The organism is Pseudoalteromonas sp. PAB 2.2 (assembly GCF_001938575.1).
GTDB classification, from domain to species: domain Bacteria; phylum Pseudomonadota; class Gammaproteobacteria; order Enterobacterales; family Alteromonadaceae; genus Pseudoalteromonas; species Pseudoalteromonas lipolytica.
In genome coordinates, this window is record NZ_LYPI01000018.1 from 94036 (window position 1) to 116770 (window position 22735).

The following is a 22735-nucleotide window of genomic DNA, read 5'->3' on the forward strand; positions in this document are numbered from 1 at the left end:
ATCGGTATCCAGCGGCTACTATTAACGCCAACTTCTTGAGTTTACTTGAAGCTAGTTAATCAGTGTAGCCCCACGGAGCGTTTGGAGGTGTAATCGGTTTTGTTAAGTCAAAGTCAACACGAAACTCACGACCCTCACGCACTAAACGGTAGGTGAATTGTTTTGGGTAAATATACATTTGCCACGTATTACCCATCGACTGCGGAATACCTTGGCTTGCAAACAACTCTTTTGAATATTGATCTGCAGGAAATGACTGAGCATTCACAAAGCCAGCATCAACAGTATGACCGCCATACATTGTAGACGCATCATCGCTGCCATCTTTATGGCGATGGTCGTGCTTTAAACTCAAACCACTGCCTGTTTTAGTTATGATCCATGTACGCGACGCATCATCTCCAACATGAAATGGTACTTGCAACTCACGCTCGTTACAGTGGCGCACATGCATAATAAGCTTTTTACCTGCAAACGAGCTTGGCCCAGTGGCATTATCAACCGTAACTTTTCCCTCATACGCTTTGCCACAATGCGCTGCAATATTATTAAAAAAGCCATCATGACTTGGAATAGATACTAACGGCGCTGGGCGAGCTAATGCAGCGGTTGATGCTGTCACTAGCATTGAAGCCACTAAATATTTCATGGTGTGTTCCTTAAATAAAAAATACGTGTTTTAGATTAGCGATTTATACATGACAAAGAAAGCAATCACGATAAGTAATAAATAAAAACGCGGCTTACGCCGCGTTTAGGTTCCACATGTAATACACGTTTATTGCCAAGGTCTCGTGGCTGCAAGTTGCTTTTCAAAAGCATCTATTTGGCCGTTAAGAGTCTCGGTTACTCCGATAAAATCTAGGCCACTTAATAAACGCTCTTTAATGTCATGACGAATATCAAAATGAATGGTCTCAAATTTATCGCTACGAAGTTGCTGATTTTCTAAATCTACTTCGATATGAATATCATCATGCTGTTCACTCAGTACAAATAATCGCTCAAGTGTTTCTGCCGGTAATGCGATAGCAAGCATTTGGTTATTGCCGCAGTTATTAAAGAAAATATCTGCAAAGCTTTCCGCTAAAATGACTTCAAAACCATATTGCTTTAATGCCCATGGCGCATGCTCACGCGATGAACCACAACCAAAATTATCGCGAGTTAAAAGAATTTGCGCACCTTGGTAACAAGGGCGATTCAAAATAAACTCAGGGTTTGGCTCGCCATTATCTAAGTAACGCCAATCATAAAAAAGCGCCGCATCAAAGCCATCACGACTTGTCGAAGTTAAAAACTGCTTTGGAATAATTTGGTCAGTATCTACATTGTTTTTATCTAACGGGGCCATTAAGCCACTAAAAAATACGCTCATTAGGCTTCTCCTCTGATATCAACAAAACGACCATGAATTGCAGCTGCCGCAGCCATTGCTGGGCTAACTAAGTGAGTGCGCCCACCGCGACCTTGGCGTCCTTCAAAGTTACGATTTGAGGTCGATGCACAGCGTTTACCTGCTTCTAATCGGTCGTCATTCATTGCTAAACACATTGAACACCCCGGCTCACGCCATTCAAACCCTGCTGCCTTAAAGATATCAGCAAGTCCTTCGTCTTCTGCTTGCTTTTTAACAAGGCCAGAGCCTGGAACAATCAATGCCTCTACACCGGCTGCAACTTGCTTACCTTCAACAATCTGTGCAGCGGCACGTAAGTCTTCAATACGACTATTAGTACATGAACCAATAAATACCGTATCAACCGTTGCTGAAGACAGCTTGTCACCCGCTTTTAAACCCATGTATTTAAGCGCACTGCGAATCGCATCGGCTTTAATTAAATCAGGCTCTTGGTCTGGGTCTGGAATACACTCATCTACGCCAATAACTTGTTCAGGGCTGGTGCCCCAAGTAATTTGCGGTTGAATGTCGGCTGCTTGTAATTCAACAACATGGTCAAACTGCGCGCCTTCGTCCGTTTTTAGTGTTTGCCAATAGGCAACTGCTGCGTCAAAGTCATCGCCTTTTGGTGCAAATGGGCGACCTTTTAAGTAATCATAGGTAGTTTGATCAGGTGCAATTAAACCGGCTTTTGCGCCCATTTCAATGCTCATGTTACACAGCGTCATGCGTGCTTCCATTGACAGTGCTTCAATGCCTTCACCACAAAATTCAGCTACATAGCCAGTGCCACCCGCGGTCCCTAGCTTACCAATGACCGCCATAATTAGGTCTTTCGCTGTGACTGTTGGGCGTAAACGACCATTAATTTGAATTTTTAACGACTTGGCTTTTTTCTGCTGTAAGGTTTGGGTTGCTAATACGTGCTCGACCTCGGAGGTACCAATACCGTGCGCAAGTGCACCAAACGCACCATGGGTTGAAGTATGACTGTCACCACAAACAATGGTCGTACCCGGTAAGGTAATGCCCTGCTCAGGCCCCATTACATGCACAATACCTTGATTAATCGAATTTAAATCATAAAGTTGAATACCAAACTCTTTACAGTTTGCATCCAGTGCCATTAACTGGTTTTTAGACACTTCGCTTGCAGCATCTAACGAACGGCTTTTTGTTGAAACGTTATGATCCATGGTTGCAAAGGTTTTTTCTGGGCAACGCACTTTGCGGTTTTTCTCACGCAGACCTGCAAACGCTTGTGGTGATGTTACTTCGTGAACTAAATGACGGTCGATATACAGTAAATCGGTTTGATCATTAATACTGGCGACCACATGGGCTTGCCAAATTTTATCATATAAGGTTTGGGCCACTTGCTATTCCCTCGTTTTAGCTGCACTGAATGACGAGTTCAGCGCAATCAATTTTAATTAAATACGTGCAACAATTGCTGCAGCAACATCACTGGTGGTATACCCTGCATTTGGATAGATATCAGGCGTACCCACACCGGCTTCAACCGCCTCTGCCACCGCTTTTTCGATAGTCCGTGCCGCTTCATCTTGTCCAAGCGAGTAACGCAACATAAGTGCAGCACTTAAAATTTGCGCAATCGGGTTTGCCACCCCTTTTCCTGCAATATCGGGGGCAGAGCCACCCGCAGGTTCATACAAACCAAAGCCAGACTGGTTCAAACTCGCCGATGGTAATAAGCCCATAGAGCCTGTGATCATCGCGCATTCATCCGACAAAATATCGCCAAATAGGTTATCGCAAAGTAGTACATCAAATTGGCTTGGTTGCTTCACTAATTGCATCGCCGCATTATCAACATAAATGTAATCGAGGCTTACTTCTGGGTAGTCTTTGCTGACTTCGGTGACCACTTCTCGCCACAGTACACTTGACGCTAACACGTTGGCTTTATCAACCGATGTAACATGGTTACTACGTAGTTTTGCCGCTTCAAACGCAAAGCGAGCAATGCGTTCAATTTCTTTACGCGAATAGGTTTGCGTGTCGAATGCGGTCTCTTGTTCGCCTTCACCGCTGCGCCCTTTTTCACCAAAATAAATACCGCCCGTTAACTCACGTACACATAAAATATCAAAGCCTTGTGCGCTAATATCTGCACGAAGTGGTGAAGCTGCACTTAAGGCTGGTAGCAACTGTGCGGGGCGTAAATTACAAAACAAACCAAAATGCTTACGCAGTGGCAACAACGAAGCACGCTCAGGTTGCTCATTCGGTGGTAAGTTCTCCCATTTTGGGCCGCCTACAGAGCCAAATAAAATAGCATCAGCATTTTCACACGCAGTAAGTGTACTTTGCGGCAATGCTTGACCAAATTCATCAATCGCAGCGCCACCTATCGCATGGTGATGACGAGTCAATGTAAAACCAAACTTTTCACTTACAGCATCCAATACGGTTTCTGCTGCAGCCATTACTTCTGGACCAATGCCATCGCCTGCTAATACGGCGATGCTGTAATTAGATTGACTCATCCTGCTTTCCTTTGTTGTTTTAAATCAGACACTTTTTGTGCACGATAAATTAAGTTATACACACGGATCATGGCACGCACTGAGGCTTCAACGACATCTGCCGCAATGCCCGCACCGTGATAAGGGCGACCATCGTATTTAGCAATAATATTTACTTGGCCTAATGAACTTGCGCCTTGCCCTGTGGCTTCAAGGTTGTATTCAATCATCTCAACCGACATACCCGTTAAACGCTCAATTGCCAAAAACGAGGCTTCTACCGGGCCATTGCCCGTTGCAGCTTCTTGCTTAGATACACCGTCAATGGTCATGCCAATCGTAGAACTGGCAACCGATTGCGAATTAGACGTTGAGTTAACAAACTCAAGTTGATACTTCTCGTCTTTATCTCTGATTTGATTGAAGTAAATCATCGCTTCTAAGTCATAGTCATACACCGTGCCTTTTTGGTCTGCTAATGCTAAAAAGCTCTCGTATAAGCTATCCATGTCGTAGTCAGACTTTTGATAACCTAACTCTTCTAAACGGTGCTCAATAACATGACGCCCTGAACGCGATGTCATGTTTAATTGATTACTGGGCACACCCACACTTTCTGGCGACATGATCTCGTAAGTATTCTGCGCTTTTAAAACGCCGTCTTGGTGAATACCCGAGCTGTGCGCAAACGCATTCTCACCAACAATGGCTTTGTTTGGCTGGACCGGCATATTACATATCTTCGCCACTTGACGAGAAGCGCGGTAAATTTCTTCACTGTGAATATCGGTATGCACTTTTAAGTGGTCTTCACGCATTTTCATGATCATCGCCACTTCTTCAAGCGAGCAGTTACCTGCACGCTCACCTATGCCGTTAATCGTACACTCAATTTGGCGAGCGCCCGCCTGCACCGCAGCAATTGAATTCGCCACTGCTAAACCTAAATCGTTATGACAATGCACACTTAAGCGCGCCTTATCGATGTTGGGCACATTATTCATTAAGTGATGGATCATCGCCGCATACTCGTCTGGCGTTACATAGCCCACGGTATCAGGTAAGTTGATGGTCGATGCACCTGCATCAATGGCCTTTTCAACGATACGGCATAAATCCCAATGTGGTGTACGGCCAGCATCTTCACACGAAAATTCCACGTCATCAGTATAGTGACGAGCAAGCTTAATCGACTTTACAGCCATGGCGGTGGCGTCGTCTAAGCTCATTCGTAGTTTATGTTCAAGGTGTAATGGACTGGTTGCAATAAAGGTATGAATACGCCCTTGCTCTGCTGGGCGTAGCGCTTCACCACAGGCTTCAATGTCTTTTGCAACCGCACGCGCTAAACCACAAATAATTGGTCCTTTTACTTCGGTCGCAATACGCTGTACTGAGCGAAAATCTGCCGGGCTTGATACCGGAAAACCCACTTCCATTACATCCACGTTTAAGCGGCTAATGGTATGCGCAAGTTGAATTTTATCGTCTTCTGTTAGGCTCGCTTTAAGCGCTTGCTCACCATCACGTAACGTTGTGTCAAAAATCCAAACCTTATCTTTCATAAACTGTCCTCGTTCCCAATGACCCATTAGCGAGATAAAAAAAACCCCGCGCTTGCGGGGTTTTATAATGTTTTACAAATGCAAATACACTAAGCCCCGCCTACTCGCTTAAGCAGTAAGAGGTTCAGTTTTAATGTAATTAAACGTGTCATTTGCATCTTTATTTACTAAATGTGTGTTCAGTGAGCTGTATTTTTAACATTCAACAAACAGGCTTGCAAGCATAATTTTTCTAAAAAGTAGATTGAAAATCGATAATAATAGAAATTTAAAATCCATTAAACCGCACATTTTGAATAATAAATCCAAAACCTAAGTCGACAGCGTTTAATTTATCGTTTACAGCCGACTCCCGTGTTTAGATTAACTTTTAAGAATGATTGTTGTCTCGCACATACATTGTGGCGCCGCGAGCAATATAACGTAGTTGCCAAATTAGACGCTCTACTAACTCTTCTCGCTGCTGTCCTTCAATATCAAGTGCCTCAGCACCGGCGTTAAATACTAAAGTCACCATGGCCTCCGCTTGAATATACGCATGGGTGGCATCGCATGGGGTTTCGCTTTCAAGGTAGTGAGCAAGTTCTAAGATAAAGTGTTTAATTTCACGCGCGACAGCAGCACGAAATGCCTTAGAAGTGCCAGAACGTTCACGCAGCAGCAACCTAAACTGGTTACTCGAGTTATCGATAAACTCCATAAAAGTCACAATAGATGTCGTAATGACACTGCCACCACTGGCTATTCGCCTACGTGCTTGACGCATCAATTGGCGCAGCGTTAAACCCGCTTCATCTACCATGGTTAAGCCAAGTTCGTTCATGTCTTTAAAGTGACGGTAAAACGAGGTAGGCGCAATACCGGCCTCACGGGCAACTTCACGCAAGCTTAAATTAGAAAAACTATGATCCGCACTCAATTGATTAAATGCTGCTTCGATTAGTGCTTGTCGTGTTTTTTGTTTCTGTTGCGCTCTAACACCCGACATGGAAACTCCCAGCGTGAATTTTTAATGATTTTTCGGTTAATGAGACAGTCTAATACTTGACGCGGAGAGTTTGAAACACTATTTTAGCGTACAAGTGTACGCTCAGATTTTGAAAGATGAAAAAACCACCTATTATTTGGACCAATGTCCTATTCTTTAGCCTTACTTTTTTGGCTGCCGTTACTTTAGTGCCATGGTATGGAATTACCTATGGATTTACCAGCGCACATTGGATTGCATTCGTTGCGTGTATGTTTTATGCGGGTATGTCGATTACCGCAGGGTATCATCGCCTGTGGGCACACAAGACTTACGATACTCATCCAGTGATTGAAGCCTTTTTTGCCCTTGGTGGTGCATTTGCACTGCAAAACAGCGCACTGCATTGGAGTAGTGATCACCGTATTCACCATGGTCAAGTCGACGACCCTGTCAAAGACCCTTACGCAGCTACCAACGGCTTTTGGTATAGCCATATAGGCTGGATGCTACGTGACTATCAAGGTGATGAGTATGGCAACTACAACAACTGCCGAGATTTACAGAAAAATAAAGTGGTAATGTGGCAACACCGCCATTACATGAAGTTAGTATTAGCCACTAATATTGGTATTCCACTTGCGCTGGGTTTAATGCTGGGTGATGTGTGGGGCATGCTATTACTTGCGGGTCTGCTACGTTTGGTATTAAGCCAACACTTTACCTTTTTTATAAATTCAGTGGCGCACATTTGGGGCTCTCGTCCATACACAGAAAAAAATACTGCACGTGATAACGGTTTTTTAGCGTTATTCACTTATGGCGAAGGTTATCATAACTTCCACCATATTTTTGCCAGCGACTATCGTAACGGCATAAAATGGTATCACTATGACCCTACTAAGTGGATGATCCGCTCATTGGCCGCGATGGGTTTAGCCTCAAAGCTCAAACGTACGCCTGTTGAACGTATTGAAAAAGCGAAAGCAGAAACCTTGATGAATAAAACCCAAGATAAGCTCGCAAAATTGCCTTTAGCCCAAGATAAGCTTACATTATTACAATCTGAGTACGAATTATTGCTGAAAAAGCTGCAACACTTTTGTGCCCTGCAAAAACGCGTGTTAGAAATCAAAAAAAATAAAATGATAAAACAATGCGAAAAATCAGCAGTAATGACACAATATCATGAGCTTGAAGCCGCTTGGGAAAACCAAAAGCAGGCTTGGCTTGCACTAAATGCGAGGTTATTAAAAGCCTCTTTTAGTTAACATAGGAGCGGCTGTGGCCAAACAAAACGTAAAGCAAAAAGATACGCCTTCGTATCAGTACGACGCGATTATCATAGGCACAGGTCCTGGCGGTGAAGGCACCGCCATGAACCTGTCTAAAAGTAACAAAAAAGTAGCTGTTATTGAGCGCCAAGAATCAGTAGGTGGCGGTTGCGTCCATTGGGGCACTATTCCTTCAAAAGCCTTACGCCACTCTGTTAGTCGTTACATTGAATACAAAGCGAACCCACTTTTTAATATCAGCGAGCGCCCTAACCGCCTCACTTTCCCTGATATTCTTCGCCATGCTAGTAATGTCATTTCGAAACAATCTAACCTACGCAGTAGCTTTTACGACCGTAATCGTATTCATATGTACCAAGGCGATGCTGAGTTTATTGATAAACACACAGTGAAAATTACTCACATCGACGGTTCATTTGAAACATTAACTGCACAAACCATTGTTATCGCAACGGGTTCTCGCCCTTACAGGCCACCAGGCGTTGATTTTTCGCATCCACGAATTTACGACAGCGATACCATTTTAGGCCTTGAACACGACCCTCATCGCGTGCTTATTTATGGTGCAGGTGTGATTGGCTGTGAATACGCCTCTATTTTTAAAGGCTTAGGCGCGAAAGTTGACTTAGTTAACACCCGTGATCGCTTACTAGCCTTTATGGATGCTGAGATTTCAGATGCACTGAGTTACCACTTTTGGAATAGCGGCATTGTTATTCGCCATAACGAAGAGTTTGATCGCATCGAAACCCGTGATGACTGTGTCGTGATGCATTTGAAGTCGGGCAAACGTGTCAAAGCAGACTGTATTTTGTTTGCTAACGGACGTACAGGTAATACCGACACTCTAAACCTCGATGCTGTGGGTTTAAAAGCCGATAGCCGTGGCCAGCTTAAAGTAAATGAAACATACCAAACAGAGGTTGATAACATTTATGCTGTAGGTGATGTTATTGGTTACCCAAGCCTTGCGAGTGCTGCCTTTGACCAAGGTCGTATTGCTGCTGATGCCATTGCATGTGGTAACTGCGAAGAAAAATTGATTATTGATATTCCTGCCGGTATTTATACGATTCCTGAAATGAGCTCAGTGGGTAAAACCGAACAAGAGCTTACCGCAGCTAAAATTCCATACGAAGTTGGCCGTGCACAGTTTAAGCATTTGGCACGCGCACAAATTGCCGGGACTGAGGTAGGTAGCTTAAAGATTTTATTCCATGTTGATACTAAAGAAGTGCTTGGTGTGCATTGTTTTGGTGAACGTGCGTCTGAAATTGTCCATATCGGGCAAGCAATTATGGAACAAAAGAACGGTGGTAACACCATCGATTACTTCGTAAATACAACCTTTAACTACCCAACCATGGCTGAGGCCTACCGAGTTGCTGCGTTAAATGGTTTAAATCGCTTATTTAAATAAGCGATTGAACGTATATAGAAAAGCCCGCATATTGCGGGCTTTTTTATAACTAGAGCGACTTACTTGTGATATTTAGCACTTAACTCATGCACTGAGTTAATAAATATACCGGCATGTTCAGGGTCAACATCTGGGGTAATACCATGCCCTAAATTAAATACATGACCAGAACCTGTACCAAAGTCTTCTAAAATTGTGGCCACTTCTTGACGAATACGCTCTGGCGTACCGTGCAGCATTGATGGGTCCATATTACCTTGTAGTGCCACTTTATCACCAACACGACGCTTTGCATCACCAATATTGATTGTCCAATCAAGGCCTACTGCATCACAGCCTGTTGCTGCAATTGCTTCAATCCACTGACCACCATTTTTAGTAAATAGTGTTACCGGCACTTTACGACCGTCGTACTCGCGAATTAAGCCATCAACGATTTTATGCATATACTGTAGTGAGAATTCATTGTAATCACGCGGGCTTAACACTCCCCCCCATGAATCAAAAACCATCAATGATTGCGCACCTGCTTTCACTTGTGCGTTGAGGTAATCAATCACTGAATCAGCTAATTTATCGAGTAATAGGTGTAGTGTTTGCGGTTCTGCAAACGCCATTTTTTTGATTTTCCCGAATGTTTTGCTACTTCCACCTTCAACCATGTATGTGGCAAGTGTCCAAGGTGAACCTGAGAAGCCAATCAGTGGCACTTCACCTTTGAGTTCACGACGAATGGTGCTTACCGCATTCATCACATAGCCTAATTCATCAGTTGGATCGATATTAGGAATCTTTTTAACATCCGCTAATGATGAAATTGGGCGCTCGAACTTAGGACCTTCGCCGGTTTCGAAATAAAGGCCTAATCCCATCGCATCTGGGATAGTTAAAATATCGCTGAATAGAATCGCAGCATCAAGCGGGTAACGACGTAATGGCTGTAAAGTCACTTCACAAGCAAGTTCGGCGTTTTTACATAAGCTCATAAAGTCGCCTGCTTGAGCACGTGTAGCACGGTATTCAGGTAAATAACGGCCTGCTTGGCGCATCATCCATACCGGTGTAACATCGACAGGTTGCTTTTGTAGTGCACGTAAATAACGGTCGTTTTTTAATTCGCTCATGCGTTTTAGATCCTAGAACTGAATGAAATTGCGCTGATTGTATCACCATATTGCGCCGCTCACTATGGATAGATAACCGACCCTAGACATAGATCATAGTTTTTAGCTACGCCACATAAAACCGCACAATTATTGAACGAAATTAAAATAATTTTAAAACTTTTTATTAATAAATTTGCAACATCGAAAAAAGCTTGGTATAACTTATCCCGCGTTAACAAAAACAATAATAAAAATTGTATAACAATAAGAACAAAAATCTTCCCATAACTATAAGAAAGCTTGTTTTAACAAGTCCGGAAAAAGAATTAAACCACCAATTTTGGTGGTTTTTTCTTTTCTTAATCAACAAGATACCCCCTCTACCTCATTAGATTGATAATCCAAAATAAACACTAGTAGTTTTTAATTATTTCCCATACACTGCTGTTAGAGCATAAAAGTCCAGCCTTAGACAACAGTGTAAAGAAGCAGAAAAACGCTGCTTAAATATGCGCCTCTAAGTTGGCTTTTAACAATCTGTTGCAATTAGACACTAAGAATTTAGTTGATCTTTGTGTCATATTTCCTTCTTATATAGGGAAGGAAAACCAACTCAGCGAGGAGATGAAATATGCTGACGCGTTTGGAAAAAGCTCAACAAAAGTGGGGAGGTAGCCATTCTGTCATCGATAAATGGCTTACAGAACGTCAAGAGCTACTTGTGTTGTTTTGCCGTATTGCGGGATTTTCACCGTATGAAAAGAAAGATCACGCCCTACCTGATCAACTGCAAATCCAAAACTTTTGTCAAATACTGATGGATTACCTGTCAGCGGGACATTTCGAAGTGTATGACGACATTGCCAAGGCCTGTGAAGAAAAAGGCCCAGAAAGCCAAAAGCTAGCCAATGCGCTCTACCCACGAATTTCTGAAACTACCGATGTTGCATTAGACTTTAACGACAAATACGCTGAAGTTGACTCAGATGACTTGCTCGATGAATTTGATAAAGATTTATCAGTGCTAGGTGAAGCACTTGAGCTGCGCTTTGAATTAGAAGATGAACTAATCGATAATCTCTATTCAAACCACACCAGCTAACACAGTAAGACGGCAGCAGAGAACACTTTCTCTGCTGGAAAGTCTTGTTATCTGCCTACCTTAATAGAATGTTATATTCCATTTCATAACAAAAATTTGAAATAATTATTTTAATGCGTTACTCATAGTAAAAAAATGAGGCGCACGATGAACAAACGTACTTTCTTAAAATCTCTTTCTGTTCTTGCAGCAGGTGCAAGTTTAGCAACCAGCCAACCACTGATTGGCGCATCACACACTGCAACTCCCACTTTAGTAAAACCAAAGCCATTAAAAAAAGGGGGAACCATTGGTCTGTGCAGCCCATCAGCGGCAACCGCTGAGCACGCTGACATCATACTCGCAAAAGGTGTAATAGAAGCACTCGGCTATAAAGCAAAGCTTGCCCCTAATATTTTAGCCCGACGCGGTCATTTAGCTGGCACAGATGCACAAAGAGCGAGTGACTTAAACAGCTTATTTGCCGACCCACATGTCGATGCGATTGTGTGCTTACGGGGTGGGTCGGGTGCGGCTCGCATCCTGCCACTTTTAGACTATGCAACAATTCGAAATAATCCGAAACCTCTTATGGGCTATTCTGATATCACGGCATTACATAATGCATTACTCGCTAAAGCCGGGCTTATTAGTTTTCATGGCCCTAATGCCACCAGCGATTGGAATCCATTTCATGTTGCGCAATTTAAAAACATGTTTGAACAACGTCAGTTAATGCGCTACCAAAATTTACCCAAAGCAGACGATGAACTAGTCAACAGCCAATACTTAACCCAAACCATCAATGCGGGTCAGGTCAGTGGCCGTTTAATCGGGGGGAATCTCACTGTACTCACAGCACTCGCAGGCTCTGACTACTTACCTGACTTTAATGGGGCTATTTTATTTTTAGAAGATATTGATGAAGCCCCTTATCGTATTGACCGTATGATGAGCACCCTTAAACTTATGGGCGCACTAGATAAAATAGCGGGGTTTGTATTTGGTGATTGTAATGACTGTAAGCCAGGTCGAGGCTATGGCTCATTAACCTTGGATGATATCTTTGCTGATTATATTAAGCCATTAGGCATTCCGGCTTATCGCGGTGCAATGATTGGTCATATTAAACGCCAGTTTATTTTACCGGTCGGTACGGTGGTGGCACTTGATGCCGATAAAGGCACGCTGCAAATGAAAGAAACAGCATTTAGCAGCTAAAAAAAGGGCCTACTTTAGGCCCTTTTCTCATTGAGTAAAAAATTACTCTGCAGCAGCTGCTTTTTCTTCGCTTTGAATTTCAAGTAGTTCTACTTCAAACACAAGCGTTGAGTTAGCAGGGATCTTACCTAGGTCGCGCTCACCGTAAGCAAGATCAGCTGGGATAGTGAATTTGTACTTAGAGCCAACAGGCATTAACTGTAAACCTTCAGTCCAACCTGGGATCACACGGTTAAGTGGGAAAGTCGTTGGCTCATTACGTGAATAAGAGCTATCGAACTCAGTTCCATCTAGTAAAGTACCTTTGTAGTGTACTTTTACCACGTCAGTTGCAACTGGCTTTTCGCCATCACCTTGTGAAATCACTTCGTACTGTAAACCAGACTCAGTTACTGTCACGCCTTCTTTCTTCGCGTTCTCTGCTAGGTATTTTTCGCCTTCAGCTTTGCTCTGTTCAGCTTCTACTTTTGCTTTTTCTTGTTGCTTAGTACGAATGCTTTGATCAAGCGCTGTTAACACTTCACGAATTTTTTCGTCGTCTAATTTTGCGTTACCTGCAAGTGCGTCTTCAAAACCACGCTTTAATAGCGCTTCATCTAATTCAACACCTAACTCTTTTTTGTCAGCTAAGTCTTGATTCAAGAAATTACCAACAGAGGCACCGATACCGTATGCTTGTTGTTGTGCTTCAGTCTCTAGTTTAACTTCAACTTGCTGTTCTTTTTTTGCTTCTTGATTACAAGCTGTAAGCGCTAAAACTGACGCTGCAATCAATGACAATTTAATCGTCTTTCTCATTTTATATCTCCGACACACTTTGCAGTTGTCAATTATTGTATTATTACTAGTTAAAGATTAACGACCTACATGGTAGGCTGCTTGTCTAATAACTAAACTTCATGCAAACGCATGATCAGTGATTAGAATAACAACCTAGGCCTTTAATGAGCCCTAGTCTAACCTCTCAATCACGAAGAGTTAAGGGGAAATACCCGTAATATGTCGATATTTCGTACTTTTTTGTATCTGCTAAGCCTAAGCTTAGTTGTTGCCTGCTCTGAGCAACATGAGCAATCCACTGCACGTTATGAACATGCGGCTAAAGGTGCGTTTGCATCTGCTATTTCGCATGATGGCAAATACAGCGTGATCTCATCTATACACCATGGGGTCGCGCTGTGGGATAATCAACAGCAGGTATTAAAATACCAATGGTTTCAACAACAAGCTCAAGATAGCCTCGTTCACACTGTGGCAATCTCTTACGACAATAGCCATGCTGTCACCGCAGAAAAGTCCACATTTGCTGTGTGGGACATTAACTCAGGTAAAAACACGGGCTACTATAAAATACACGCCTCAACAATTAGAGATATCGCGATTAGCGACCAAGGACGCAGCGTGTTATATGGCCGCGCCGACGGTGTAGTCGTTTACCTCGACTTAGAGACCGGAAGACGCATAGAGTTCCTTGGCCACCAAGAAAAAGTGAATGTTGTTGACCTTTCACCGAATGGTCATTACGCAATCAGTGGTTCTAATGACTATGTTGCCTACTTTTGGGATACCCGTACAGGGCAAGTTATACATCGCTTTAACCACCCGACTCGCGTTACTCAAGTCGCCCTCGATCCACAAGGCCGCTATGCATTTACAGCTGACAGTATGAAGCAAGCAAATGTATGGCAACTGACTACAGGTGATCTTGTTAGCAAACTGGCGTATATTGCGCGTCAGAAAATTTTTACCGCAGTGCGTTTTAACGATGAAGGCACCTTAATCGCAACCGGGTCACCCAATCGACTTGTTGAATTATGGCAGCTAGACTCAGGTAAAAAATTGCAAACGTGGCAAGTGGTTCCTCGTGAAGGAAGTCGCCCGAAATCGGCCGTGGTGTTAGATGTTGCGTTTACTGATAACAACCAAGCGTTATTAACCGAAAGCTCCAGCGGATTCGCTGAAAGTTTTAATGTAAGAGAATCAAATGAACACAATTGAACATCGTCTAATGGAACTTGAAGCAAAAGTCGCTTTTCAAGATGAAACAATTGAAATATTAAATGATGAGCTTAAAGCGCATCAGCAACAGCTTGCAAAAATGAAGCGCCAGACTGAATTGCTTGCAGAAAAAATTAAAGAAGCACAACAACCTTCTTTAATGTCGCAGATGCATGAGCCGCCTCCGCCACATTATTAATATTGAAAAATTTAGCCGGGTTAATCGCCCGGCTTAAACACCCCAATCACTTGTTCAAACTGGCGTGTTGAGGCTTGTACTGCTTTTTCTGGCTGAGTCATTTTATGGCCACACTGCACACATTCTACTTTCTCAACATCATGCTCTTTATAAAGCATCATCGTATCCATCGCATTACACTCTGGGCATGATGCCCCTGCGATAAAGCGTTTTTTTTGTCTCATACATGATCTCCGGTGCCATTTAGGCGGCTATTTTAGCCTAATAATTCTGTGTTTGATACGATTGCGAAGCCTAATACGATCCGTGTTATAATATGCGCAATTAAAACTGTGGTGTGCAAGTAAACTTTCATGATCCAAATTTCAGACATCGAGCTTCTTCGTGGTGGTAATGCCTTATTAAAAGGTGCCTCTGCAACCTTATTCCCTGAGCATAAAGTAGGCCTAGTCGGGGCTAATGGCTGTGGTAAATCCACATTGTTCGCGCTATTAAAGTCTGAATTACAACTCGATGCTGGTGAATGCAGTATTCCTAAAGACTGGTCCATTTCTTCTGTAAAGCAAGAAACACCGGCTCTCGATATTAGTGCGCTTGATTACGTACTCCAAGGCCATCCTGACTATTACACACTCAGAATCGCACTGCGCGAAGCCGAGCAAAATAATGATGGCGCGGCACAAGCAAAGGCACATATTGGGCTTGAAAATATCCAAGGTTACAGCATTGAAGCAAAAGCCGGTGAACTGCTACATGGTTTAGGTTTCTCCAATGAGCAAATTGACAACCCTGTGAGTGCCTTTTCGGGGGGGTGGCGTATGCGCTTAAACTTGGCACAAGCCCTTATTCGCGATGCCGATTTATTGCTTTTAGATGAGCCAACCAACCACTTAGACCTTGATGCTGTTTACTGGTTAGAGCGCTTTTTACGCGCCTATACTGGCACACTTGTGCTTATCTCACACGACCGTGAGTTTCTCGATGCGGTGGTTGATCAAATTTGGCATATCGACCAGCAAAAAATTAATATTTATAAAGGCAATTACTCGCAATTTGAACGCCAAAAAGCAGAACGCTTATTACAGCAACAGGCCATGTTCGAAAAGCAACAAGAACAAATTGCGCATCTTGAACAGTTTATTACTCGCTTTAAAGCCAAAGCAAGTAAAGCAAAACAAGCACAAAGCCGGGTAAAAGCACTGGAACGTATGGAAAAGCTGGCGCCAGCACATGCTGATTCACCCTTCGATTTTGAGTTTGCTGAACCAACCGCACTACCGAACCCGCTCATGACACTTGACCAAGCCAAAGCGGGCTATGGCGATACCACCATTTTACACAGCATTAAGCTTAACCTCGTACCGGGCAGCCGTATTGCCTTGCTTGGTCGAAATGGCGCGGGTAAATCAACGCTAATAAAATTATTAGCTGGAGATCTCAAACCGCAAGCGGGCGAAGTGTTTCAGCATCAAGGATTAAATATTGGCTACTTTGCGCAGCACCAACTCGAATCGTTGGATCTAAGAGCCAGTGCCGTTACGCATTTACAACGTTTAAACCCGCAGGCAACAGAGCAATCACTGCGCGACTTTTTAGGGGGCTTTGCATTTTTTGGCGATAAAGCACTTGAGCCAGTTGCTCCATTTTCGGGTGGCGAAAAAGCACGTTTAGTACTGGCTATGTTGGTGTATCAAAAGCCCAACTTACTGTTACTCGATGAGCCCACCAACCACCTTGATTTAGAAATGCGACATGCTCTTGTAATGGCTCTACAAGGTTTTGAAGGGGCAATGGTCACCGTATCGCACGATCGCCACATGTTGAAAAACACAGCCGATGAATATTACCTTGTTGATAACGGAGAAGTAACCCAGTTTGGCTATGATCTTGACGCGTACTACCAATGGTTACTCAATGCGAACAAAGAAGCTGCAAAAACAACTGAAGACAGCGCACCGAAAGCGCATTCAAGCATCAATCGTAAAGAACAAAAGCGCTTAGAAGCCGAGTTTAGAAAATCAGTACAACCACTTAAAAAGCAAATTGAAAAGCTCGAAAAGCAACTTGATAAACACTCAGCGGAATTAGCTGAAATCGAAGAGGCACTTGGCGATAACGCGCTTTATAACGATGACAACAAAGCAAAACTCAAAGAGTTACTCGCAAAACAAGCGACATTAACGCCAAAAGTAAATGACATTGAAGAAGAGCTACTGATGGCCCTTGAAGAGATGGAAGAAAAAGAACAAGCGTTTGCCGATGAACTTGCTTAACAGTGACGATTTTTGGCAATTTGCATGTCAGCTTTATAGTAAAGATGACATGCAAGCAAGCCTGTTAGATTACCAAAACCAGCAAGGTAAAAACGTTAACCTGTGTCTGCTATTGTATTATTTAGATTCTCTTGGGCTTGCTTTAAACAACTCTCAACTTAATCAGCTTGAATTATGCATTATTGAATTTGACGAGCAGGTATTAAAGCCTCTACGTAAGACTCGCGCCTACCTAAAAGCCAATCAAACCGAAATTGCTGATTACGCCACGATTCGTAAAGAATTACTCAGTGCAGAATTAAAACTCGAAAAACAACAGCAACAGCTTCTTATAAACGCACTGAATACGATGACTCTAACGCCATGTTCCAATGCGAATAATATAGGGTTATATATTAAGTAAAGTGGTGAGTGCGCAGTCAATCCAACGCCACTCATAGTAAGTAGTAAGCCATACCCTTAAGGCTTTATCTGAAGCAAAACGCCTCTCGATCGACTGACGTCTAATCGCTAATAGCCTATCAAACTTGATCCAAATCAACTTCTAAATCGCCTTGTGTGGCTTCAGGAAAATAGCTTGATCTGGATCATATCACCCACCCCAAAGCCAGCCTATGATTAACCCATAGACATTAGGAGGCACAACCATGAACGTATTCTTTAGAGATTTTTTTAGCGACCCCGTCTTATTTATGTCATTTGGCATTTTGGCAGTTGTTATCGTTTTATGCCTTTTTTACGTCGGATATTTCATCAAGAAAGTTCACGACGCAGAAGTTCCTAAGTAAGAATTAAGCACGACGCACAAAGCCCCCATCCAATTTTATTGTTTAGGGGCTTTTTATTTGCAACAACACAAAATTGCCACCTGTTCTAAAAAAGCAAAAACTTGCTACAATGGGCGCTTGTTTTGTCTTGAAAGTGTCAACTATGTTACCTGAGTTTAAGCCTGCGTGGTGGATGCGCAATCGCCATTTGCAAACCATAATGCCGCGCTTCTTTCGTCCTTTTCATAATACACGCTACGACTTATCAACAATCGACACCCCAGATGGTGACTTTTTAGAACTTGCTTGGGCACAGCCACACAATGAACATGCTCCATTAGCCATTGTGTTACACGGCCTAGAGGGCAACATTAATAGCTTTTATGCCAAAGGCATGATGAAAAAGCTCAAGCAGCAAGGCTTTGCGGTAGTGCTCATGCACTTTCGTAATTGCTCACGCGAAGTTAATCGCCTTGCGCGTGCTTATCATAGTGGCGAGACCGAAGATTTACGCTTTTTTATCAACCACCTAAAAAACACATTTCCCTCACGTCCTCTTTTCGCTGTTGGCTTTTCGCTAGGCGGTAATGTGCTTGCTAAATATTTAGGTGAGCAAGGTAGCCAATCGAACTTACATGGTGCAGCCGTGGTATCGGCTCCTTTTGATTTATCGGCATCATGCGAAGTAATACGTAAAAGTTTAGGTAAAATTTATCAAAAGTATTTGCTTGATCGCATGAAAAAATCAATGCAAAGAAAGCTGCCACAAATAGAACAGAAAATTAGTCTTACCCCAGAAAAATTAATGGCTATTGATGACTTATGGCAGTTCGATAACTTACTAACGGCTCCCTTGCATGGTTTTGCTGGCGCTGAAGATTACTATCAACAAGCAAGCGCCAAACCGTTTTTAAAAACGATCGCAACACCGACACTTATTGTGCACGCAAAAGATGACCCGATGCTATCAATTAAAGCCGTGCCCGATAGCACAGATGTCAGTGAACATGTTACTCTGCGTATCTCCGAAAAAGGCGGCCATGTTGGTTTTATTAGCGGTAATAATCCGTTTAAACCCGAGTACTGGCTTGAGCGTATAGTGCCTGAGTATTTTCAACAGTTAGTTAAAAAGAGCAGCGATGATCATTCCACACGAAAAACTTGATAAAGAGACACTTTACAATTTAATTGAAAGCTATGTATTACGTGAAGGCACTGACTATGGCGAGCAAGAGGTAAGTATTGAAAGTAAGGTGGCGCAGGTTACTCAGCAACTAAAAAAAGGTGACGCAATGGTGTTCTTTTCTGAACTACATGAATCTGTCACCATTATTTCAAAAGCCGAGTTTATCGCATTACAAGCCGACCCAGAGTATCAAGCGTCGTTTAACGACTAAACTTGTAACTTTTTCTACAACCCTTCACAATGGCTTTTTAACTTTAAAGAGCCATTAAGAATGAAAAAACTAAGCTCATTGGTTGCCGCTGTTTCGTTGGCCTTAATCAGCCAAGCTCATGCAAGTGAGACGACGGCATCAGATAAAGCCATCAAACTAGCAAAAGACACGATTTTAATTGATACACACATTGATGTGCCTTACCGTATTCACGATAAATGGGCCGATGTAACTAAAGCGACTGATGACGGCGATTTTGACTATCCGCGTGCAGTGCAAGGCGGCCTAAACGCCCCTTTTATGTCAATTTACATTCCAGCTAACCTCGAGTTTGAAGGCAAAGGTAAAAGCTACCAACTTGCTAATCAGTTAATCGATAGCATGGAAGCCATTGTACAGCGTGCCCCAGATAAATTTGCAATGGCTGATTCAACAGCAGATATCAAAGCACACTTTAAACAAGGTAAAATGTCGTTGGCAATGGGGATGGAAAATGGTTCACCGATTGAAGGTGACATGAAAAACCTGAAGCATTTTTATGACCGTGGTGTGCGCTACATCACCCTTGCTCACTCGCAAAGCAATCACATTTCAGACTCTTCTTACGATATTCGCCGTAAGTGGAAAGGCTTAAGCCCATTTGGTAAAGAGCTGGTCAAAGAGATGAACAACATCGGTATGCTTGTAGACGTATCGCATATTTCAGATGATGCGTTTTACCAAGTCATGGAAATTTCGAAAGTACCAGTGATTGCCTCTCACTCATCGCTGCGTAAATATACGCCAGGCTTTGAGCGTAATATGAATGACGATATGTTATTAGCACTCAAAAAGAATGGCGGTGTTATTCAAATCAACTTTGGTTCAAGCTTCGTAACCGCTCAAGCTGGTTCTTGGTATGATCAGCTAAAAACAGCAAAAGCAGACAAGAAGAAGGAAGGCACGAAGCTCAGCAAAGATTTTGACGCAGCTTATCGTGCTAAGAACCCATTCCCGTTTGCAAGCCTTGAGCAAGTACTTGACCATATCGACCACGTAGTCGCGCTAATAGGCATTGATTACGTCGGTATTGGCTCTGACTACGATGGTGTTGGTGACTCACTGCCTGTAGGCTTAAAGGACGTGTCTAGCTACCCTAATCTTGTACAAGGCCTTATAAATCGAGGCTATAGCGATAAAGATATTAAAAAGATCTTAAGTGGCAACATGCTTCGAGTTTGGCAACAAGCTGAAGAGTACGCAAAAGCGCATTAAACTAACCTCATTATCACCATCTTAAAAGCGCAGTTAATGCGCTTTTTTATTGATTGCAACATCGTTTATTGATTAAAAAAATAGCATGATTTAATCTGATGATTACACAGAAGTAATTAGGATGATGTGACATGGCTTCATGGCAAGGAAATGTTGCGCTTGTATTTGCAACCGCTGCATTAGGCATAACGTTATACAACCAGTTTGGGGCATCTAAGCCACTCAACAAACCGCAACCCGCAAAGTACGATTTTTCATCTGTAAGTGGTAGCGTTCCCCTTGAAGACAGGGAAAACCTCGTCGCATTGCATGGCTATATTCTAGACCTTGAAACTCGAATTAACGCACTAGAACAAAGTAGCCCTAAAATTGAGCCAACTTTAATTGCAGAACAAATCGATAAAGTCATCGAACAACGCGAAAAAGAACGTATTGCAGAAGCAACCAAAAGAAATCCATCGGTTAATTGGTTTAGAAACTTGCCTGATGATTATCGTCAGCGCATTAAGGCCGATCAACACTATGCAAACAAATCAATTAACGACGCATTTTCTGCACTACTAAATATCAATAATAGCGATGACGACCGTTTGGCAGCCTATGGGCAACTTAAAATGACGTTAGGCATGCTCAGACGTGATCTAGATGAAAATCAACACACAGCCGTTGTCGACGCGATGCTCAATATCAGTGAGTATACAAGTGAACCAACCACACGAATTCATGCCATAGAGAATCTATCGCGACTCGATTCTGTTTCACCAAAACTAGCCGACTACTTTCAAAAGCTCTTGCAAAGCGACGATAACGACTATGTTCGTAGCGTGTCAGCCAGTGCCCTTGTGAGCCAATTTTATCGTGCTAATCAACTCGATAAAAAAGAGTTTGCTCTTGAGCTTGCACAGCGTATTCAAAGCTTAGAATCAAGTGGCGATAGTAAAGTAGCTGATATTATGACCGACAGCCTAAAACACCCACGACTAAGAGAAGAATTAAACAAAGTACTTGGAAATAGTGGTTAGTAGCGAGAAGCGAGAAGCGAGAAGCGAGAAGCGAGAAGCGAGAAGCGAGAAGCGAGAAGCGAGAAGCGAGAAGCGAGAAGCGAGAAGCGAGAACAAAATAAAGCCACGTTAACCTCAAGCAAACTTTTTGATGTTTAATCACACCAGTAAGTAACCCCCGCTCGGTAACTGACTTCTAATATCTACCTTCTAATATCTACCTTCTAATATCTATTTTCTCATCCATAAAAAACCCGAGACTAAGCTCGGGTTTTTCTTGAATGCTTAATGCATCACTATAGTTGATTACTCAACGATAGTTGCAACAACACCAGCACCAACTGTACGGCCACCTTCACGGATAGCGAAGCGTAAACCTTCGTCCATCGCGATTGGAGCGATTAGCTCTACAGTCATCTTGATGTTATCACCAGGCATTACCATTTCAACGCCGTCTGGTAACTGTACGTCACCTGTTACGTCAGTTGTACGGAAGTAGAACTGTGGACGGTAACCTTTGAAGAATGGAGTATGACGGCCACCTTCTAGTTTCTTTGATACCTACGATTTCAACTTCGTCATTCACGTTGATGATACCAGCTTCAACACGGCCAGTTACAACTGTACCACGACCTTGGATTGAGAATACGTCTTCGATAGGCATGATGAATGGCTTATCGATGTCACGCTCTGGCTCTGGGATGTATGAATCTAGCGCTTCAGCTAGTTCAATGATTTTCGCTTCCCATTGCTCTTCGCCTTCTAGGGCTTTAAGTGCTGAACCTTGGATTAGAGGTAAGTCGTCACCTGGGAAATCGTACTCAGAAAGAAGTTCACGAACTTCCATCTCTACTAGCTCAAGTAGCTCTTCGTCATCAACCATGTCACATTTGTTCATGAATACGATGATGTAAGGTACGCCAACCTGACGAGAAAGTAGGATGTGCTCACGTGTTTGTGGCATAGGACCGTCAGTYGCAGCAACTACTAGGATTGCGCCGTCCATTTGAGCAGCACCAGTGATCATGTTTTTAACATAATCGGCGTGTCCTGGACAGTCTACGTGTGCGTAGTGACGAGTTGGTGTATCGTACTCAACGTGTGAAGTTGAGATTGTGATACCACGCTCACGCTCTTCTGGAGCGTTATCGATTGATGCGAAGTCTTTAGCTGTACCACCGTATACTTTTGCAAGTACGTTAGTGATTGCTGCAGTTAGGGTAGTTTTACCGTGGTCAACGTGGCCGATTGTACCAACGTTTACGTGCGGTTTTACGCGTTCAAACTTTTCTTTTGCCAT

22 protein-coding genes and 1 pseudogene are annotated in these 22735 nt (G+C 42.9%); 13 read left to right on the top strand and 10 right to left on the bottom strand.

Going from position 1 to position 22735, the window contains the following annotated elements; genetic code table 11:
• Positions 1–55: 55 nt before the first annotated feature.
• From BWD47_RS16225 to fabR, 6 genes are all read right to left on the bottom strand, one after another.
• On the bottom strand, positions 56–649 hold the full coding sequence (locus tag BWD47_RS16225) for a hypothetical protein (RefSeq protein WP_075594308.1): 594 nt from the start codon (positions 647–649) through the stop codon (positions 56–58).
• Between the two features lie 129 nt (positions 650–778).
• Positions 779–1378 carry a 3-isopropylmalate dehydratase small subunit gene (gene leuD / locus BWD47_RS16230; protein WP_065979429.1) on the bottom strand — a complete coding sequence of 200 codons (600 nt, stop codon included), beginning with the start codon at positions 1376–1378 and terminating at the stop codon, positions 779–781.
• Positions 1378–2778, bottom strand: a complete 1401-nt coding sequence (leuC, locus tag BWD47_RS16235; protein ID WP_036973457.1) for a 3-isopropylmalate dehydratase large subunit — start codon at positions 2776–2778, stop codon at positions 1378–1380. The genes leuD and leuC overlap by 1 nt, the downstream gene beginning before the upstream one ends.
• 57 nt (positions 2779–2835) lie before the next feature.
• Complete coding sequence (gene leuB, locus BWD47_RS16240) at positions 2836–3912, bottom strand: 3-isopropylmalate dehydrogenase (RefSeq protein ID WP_036973461.1); 1077 nt, start codon at positions 3910–3912, stop codon at positions 2836–2838.
• Complete coding sequence (gene leuA / locus BWD47_RS16245; protein ID WP_036973462.1) at positions 3909–5456, bottom strand: 2-isopropylmalate synthase; 1548 nt, start codon at positions 5454–5456, stop codon at positions 3909–3911. The genes leuB and leuA overlap by 4 nt, the downstream gene beginning before the upstream one ends.
• Positions 5457–5826: 370 nt before the next feature.
• Entirely contained in the window at positions 5827–6444 is a 618-nt protein-coding gene (gene fabR, locus BWD47_RS16250) for an HTH-type transcriptional repressor FabR (protein ID WP_036973464.1), read from the bottom strand.
• A gap of 116 nt (positions 6445–6560) precedes the next feature.
• Between fabR and BWD47_RS16255 the strand changes: the two genes are divergently transcribed.
• On the top strand, positions 6561–7694 hold the full coding sequence (locus BWD47_RS16255; protein WP_065979432.1) for a fatty acid desaturase: 1134 nt from the start codon (positions 6561–6563) through the stop codon (positions 7692–7694).
• A gap of 13 nt (positions 7695–7707) precedes the next feature.
• On the top strand, positions 7708–9138 hold the full coding sequence (gene sthA, locus BWD47_RS16260) for a Si-specific NAD(P)(+) transhydrogenase (protein WP_036973466.1): 1431 nt from the start codon (positions 7708–7710) through the stop codon (positions 9136–9138).
• A 59-nt stretch (positions 9139–9197) separates the two neighbouring features.
• Here sthA and hemE read toward each other — a convergent pair whose 3' ends face one another.
• Positions 9198–10262: a uroporphyrinogen decarboxylase gene (hemE, locus tag BWD47_RS16265; protein ID WP_036973467.1), complete on the bottom strand. Its 1065-nt coding sequence runs from the start codon at positions 10260–10262 to the stop codon at positions 9198–9200.
• Between the two features lie 613 nt (positions 10263–10875).
• On the opposite strand from hemE, the gene BWD47_RS16270 reads away from it, so the two are divergent.
• Positions 10876–11346 (top strand): Rsd/AlgQ family anti-sigma factor, encoded by a 471-nt coding sequence (locus BWD47_RS16270; protein WP_036973468.1) that lies wholly within the window; start codon positions 10876–10878, stop codon positions 11344–11346.
• A 147-nt stretch (positions 11347–11493) separates the two neighbouring features.
• Complete coding sequence (locus tag BWD47_RS16275) at positions 11494–12546, top strand: LD-carboxypeptidase (RefSeq protein ID WP_174403897.1); 1053 nt, start codon at positions 11494–11496, stop codon at positions 12544–12546.
• 42 nt (positions 12547–12588) lie between these two features.
• Here BWD47_RS16275 and fkpA read toward each other — a convergent pair whose 3' ends face one another.
• Positions 12589–13344: an FKBP-type peptidyl-prolyl cis-trans isomerase gene (gene fkpA, locus BWD47_RS16280; RefSeq protein ID WP_065979435.1), complete on the bottom strand. Its 756-nt coding sequence runs from the start codon at positions 13342–13344 to the stop codon at positions 12589–12591.
• 201 nt (positions 13345–13545) lie between these two features.
• On the opposite strand from fkpA, the gene BWD47_RS16285 reads away from it, so the two are divergent.
• Positions 13546–14544 carry a WD40 repeat domain-containing protein gene (locus BWD47_RS16285; RefSeq protein WP_075594309.1) on the top strand — a complete coding sequence of 333 codons (999 nt, stop codon included), beginning with the start codon at positions 13546–13548 and terminating at the stop codon, positions 14542–14544.
• Positions 14531–14743, top strand: coding sequence for a SlyX family protein (locus tag BWD47_RS16290; protein WP_036973473.1), 213 nt, complete (start codon positions 14531–14533; stop codon positions 14741–14743). Before BWD47_RS16285 ends, BWD47_RS16290 begins: the two co-directional genes overlap by 14 nt.
• A 20-nt stretch (positions 14744–14763) precedes the next feature.
• Here BWD47_RS16290 and BWD47_RS16295 read toward each other — a convergent pair whose 3' ends face one another.
• Positions 14764–14967 (bottom strand): YheV family putative zinc ribbon protein, encoded by a 204-nt coding sequence (locus BWD47_RS16295; protein WP_036973475.1) that lies wholly within the window; start codon positions 14965–14967, stop codon positions 14764–14766.
• Positions 14968–15096: 129 nt separating this feature from the next.
• Here BWD47_RS16295 and BWD47_RS16300 point away from each other — a divergent pair, with 129 nt between their 5' ends.
• From BWD47_RS16300 to BWD47_RS16330, 7 genes are all read left to right on the top strand, one after another.
• The gene (locus BWD47_RS16300) at positions 15097–17016 is read left to right on the top strand and encodes an ATP-binding cassette domain-containing protein (RefSeq protein ID WP_036973477.1); all 1920 of its coding nucleotides are present in this window, start codon (positions 15097–15099) and stop codon (positions 17014–17016) included.
• A complete protein-coding gene (locus tag BWD47_RS16305; protein WP_075594310.1) occupies positions 17003–17419 on the top strand; it encodes a TIGR02444 family protein in 417 nt (138 codons plus the stop codon). The genes BWD47_RS16300 and BWD47_RS16305 overlap by 14 nt, the downstream gene beginning before the upstream one ends.
• A gap of 244 nt (positions 17420–17663) precedes the next feature.
• Positions 17664–17804: a DUF3149 domain-containing protein gene (locus tag BWD47_RS16310; RefSeq protein WP_074989877.1), complete on the top strand. Its 141-nt coding sequence runs from the start codon at positions 17664–17666 to the stop codon at positions 17802–17804.
• A 142-nt stretch (positions 17805–17946) separates the two neighbouring features.
• Complete coding sequence (locus BWD47_RS16315; RefSeq protein ID WP_074989876.1) at positions 17947–18948, top strand: hydrolase; 1002 nt, start codon at positions 17947–17949, stop codon at positions 18946–18948.
• Positions 18923–19180: a YheU family protein gene (locus BWD47_RS16320; RefSeq protein WP_036973480.1), complete on the top strand. Its 258-nt coding sequence runs from the start codon at positions 18923–18925 to the stop codon at positions 19178–19180. Before BWD47_RS16315 ends, BWD47_RS16320 begins: the two co-directional genes overlap by 26 nt.
• 60 nt (positions 19181–19240) lie before the next feature.
• On the top strand, positions 19241–20434 hold the full coding sequence (locus BWD47_RS16325; protein WP_075594311.1) for a dipeptidase: 1194 nt from the start codon (positions 19241–19243) through the stop codon (positions 20432–20434).
• 131 nt (positions 20435–20565) lie between these two features.
• Entirely contained in the window at positions 20566–21456 is an 891-nt protein-coding gene (locus BWD47_RS16330) for a HEAT repeat domain-containing protein (RefSeq protein ID WP_036973483.1), read from the top strand.
• A 285-nt stretch (positions 21457–21741) separates the two neighbouring features.
• On the opposite strand, the pseudogene BWD47_RS16335 reads toward BWD47_RS16330, so the two are convergent.
• Positions 21742–22735 (bottom strand): annotated as a pseudogene (locus BWD47_RS16335) (elongation factor Tu).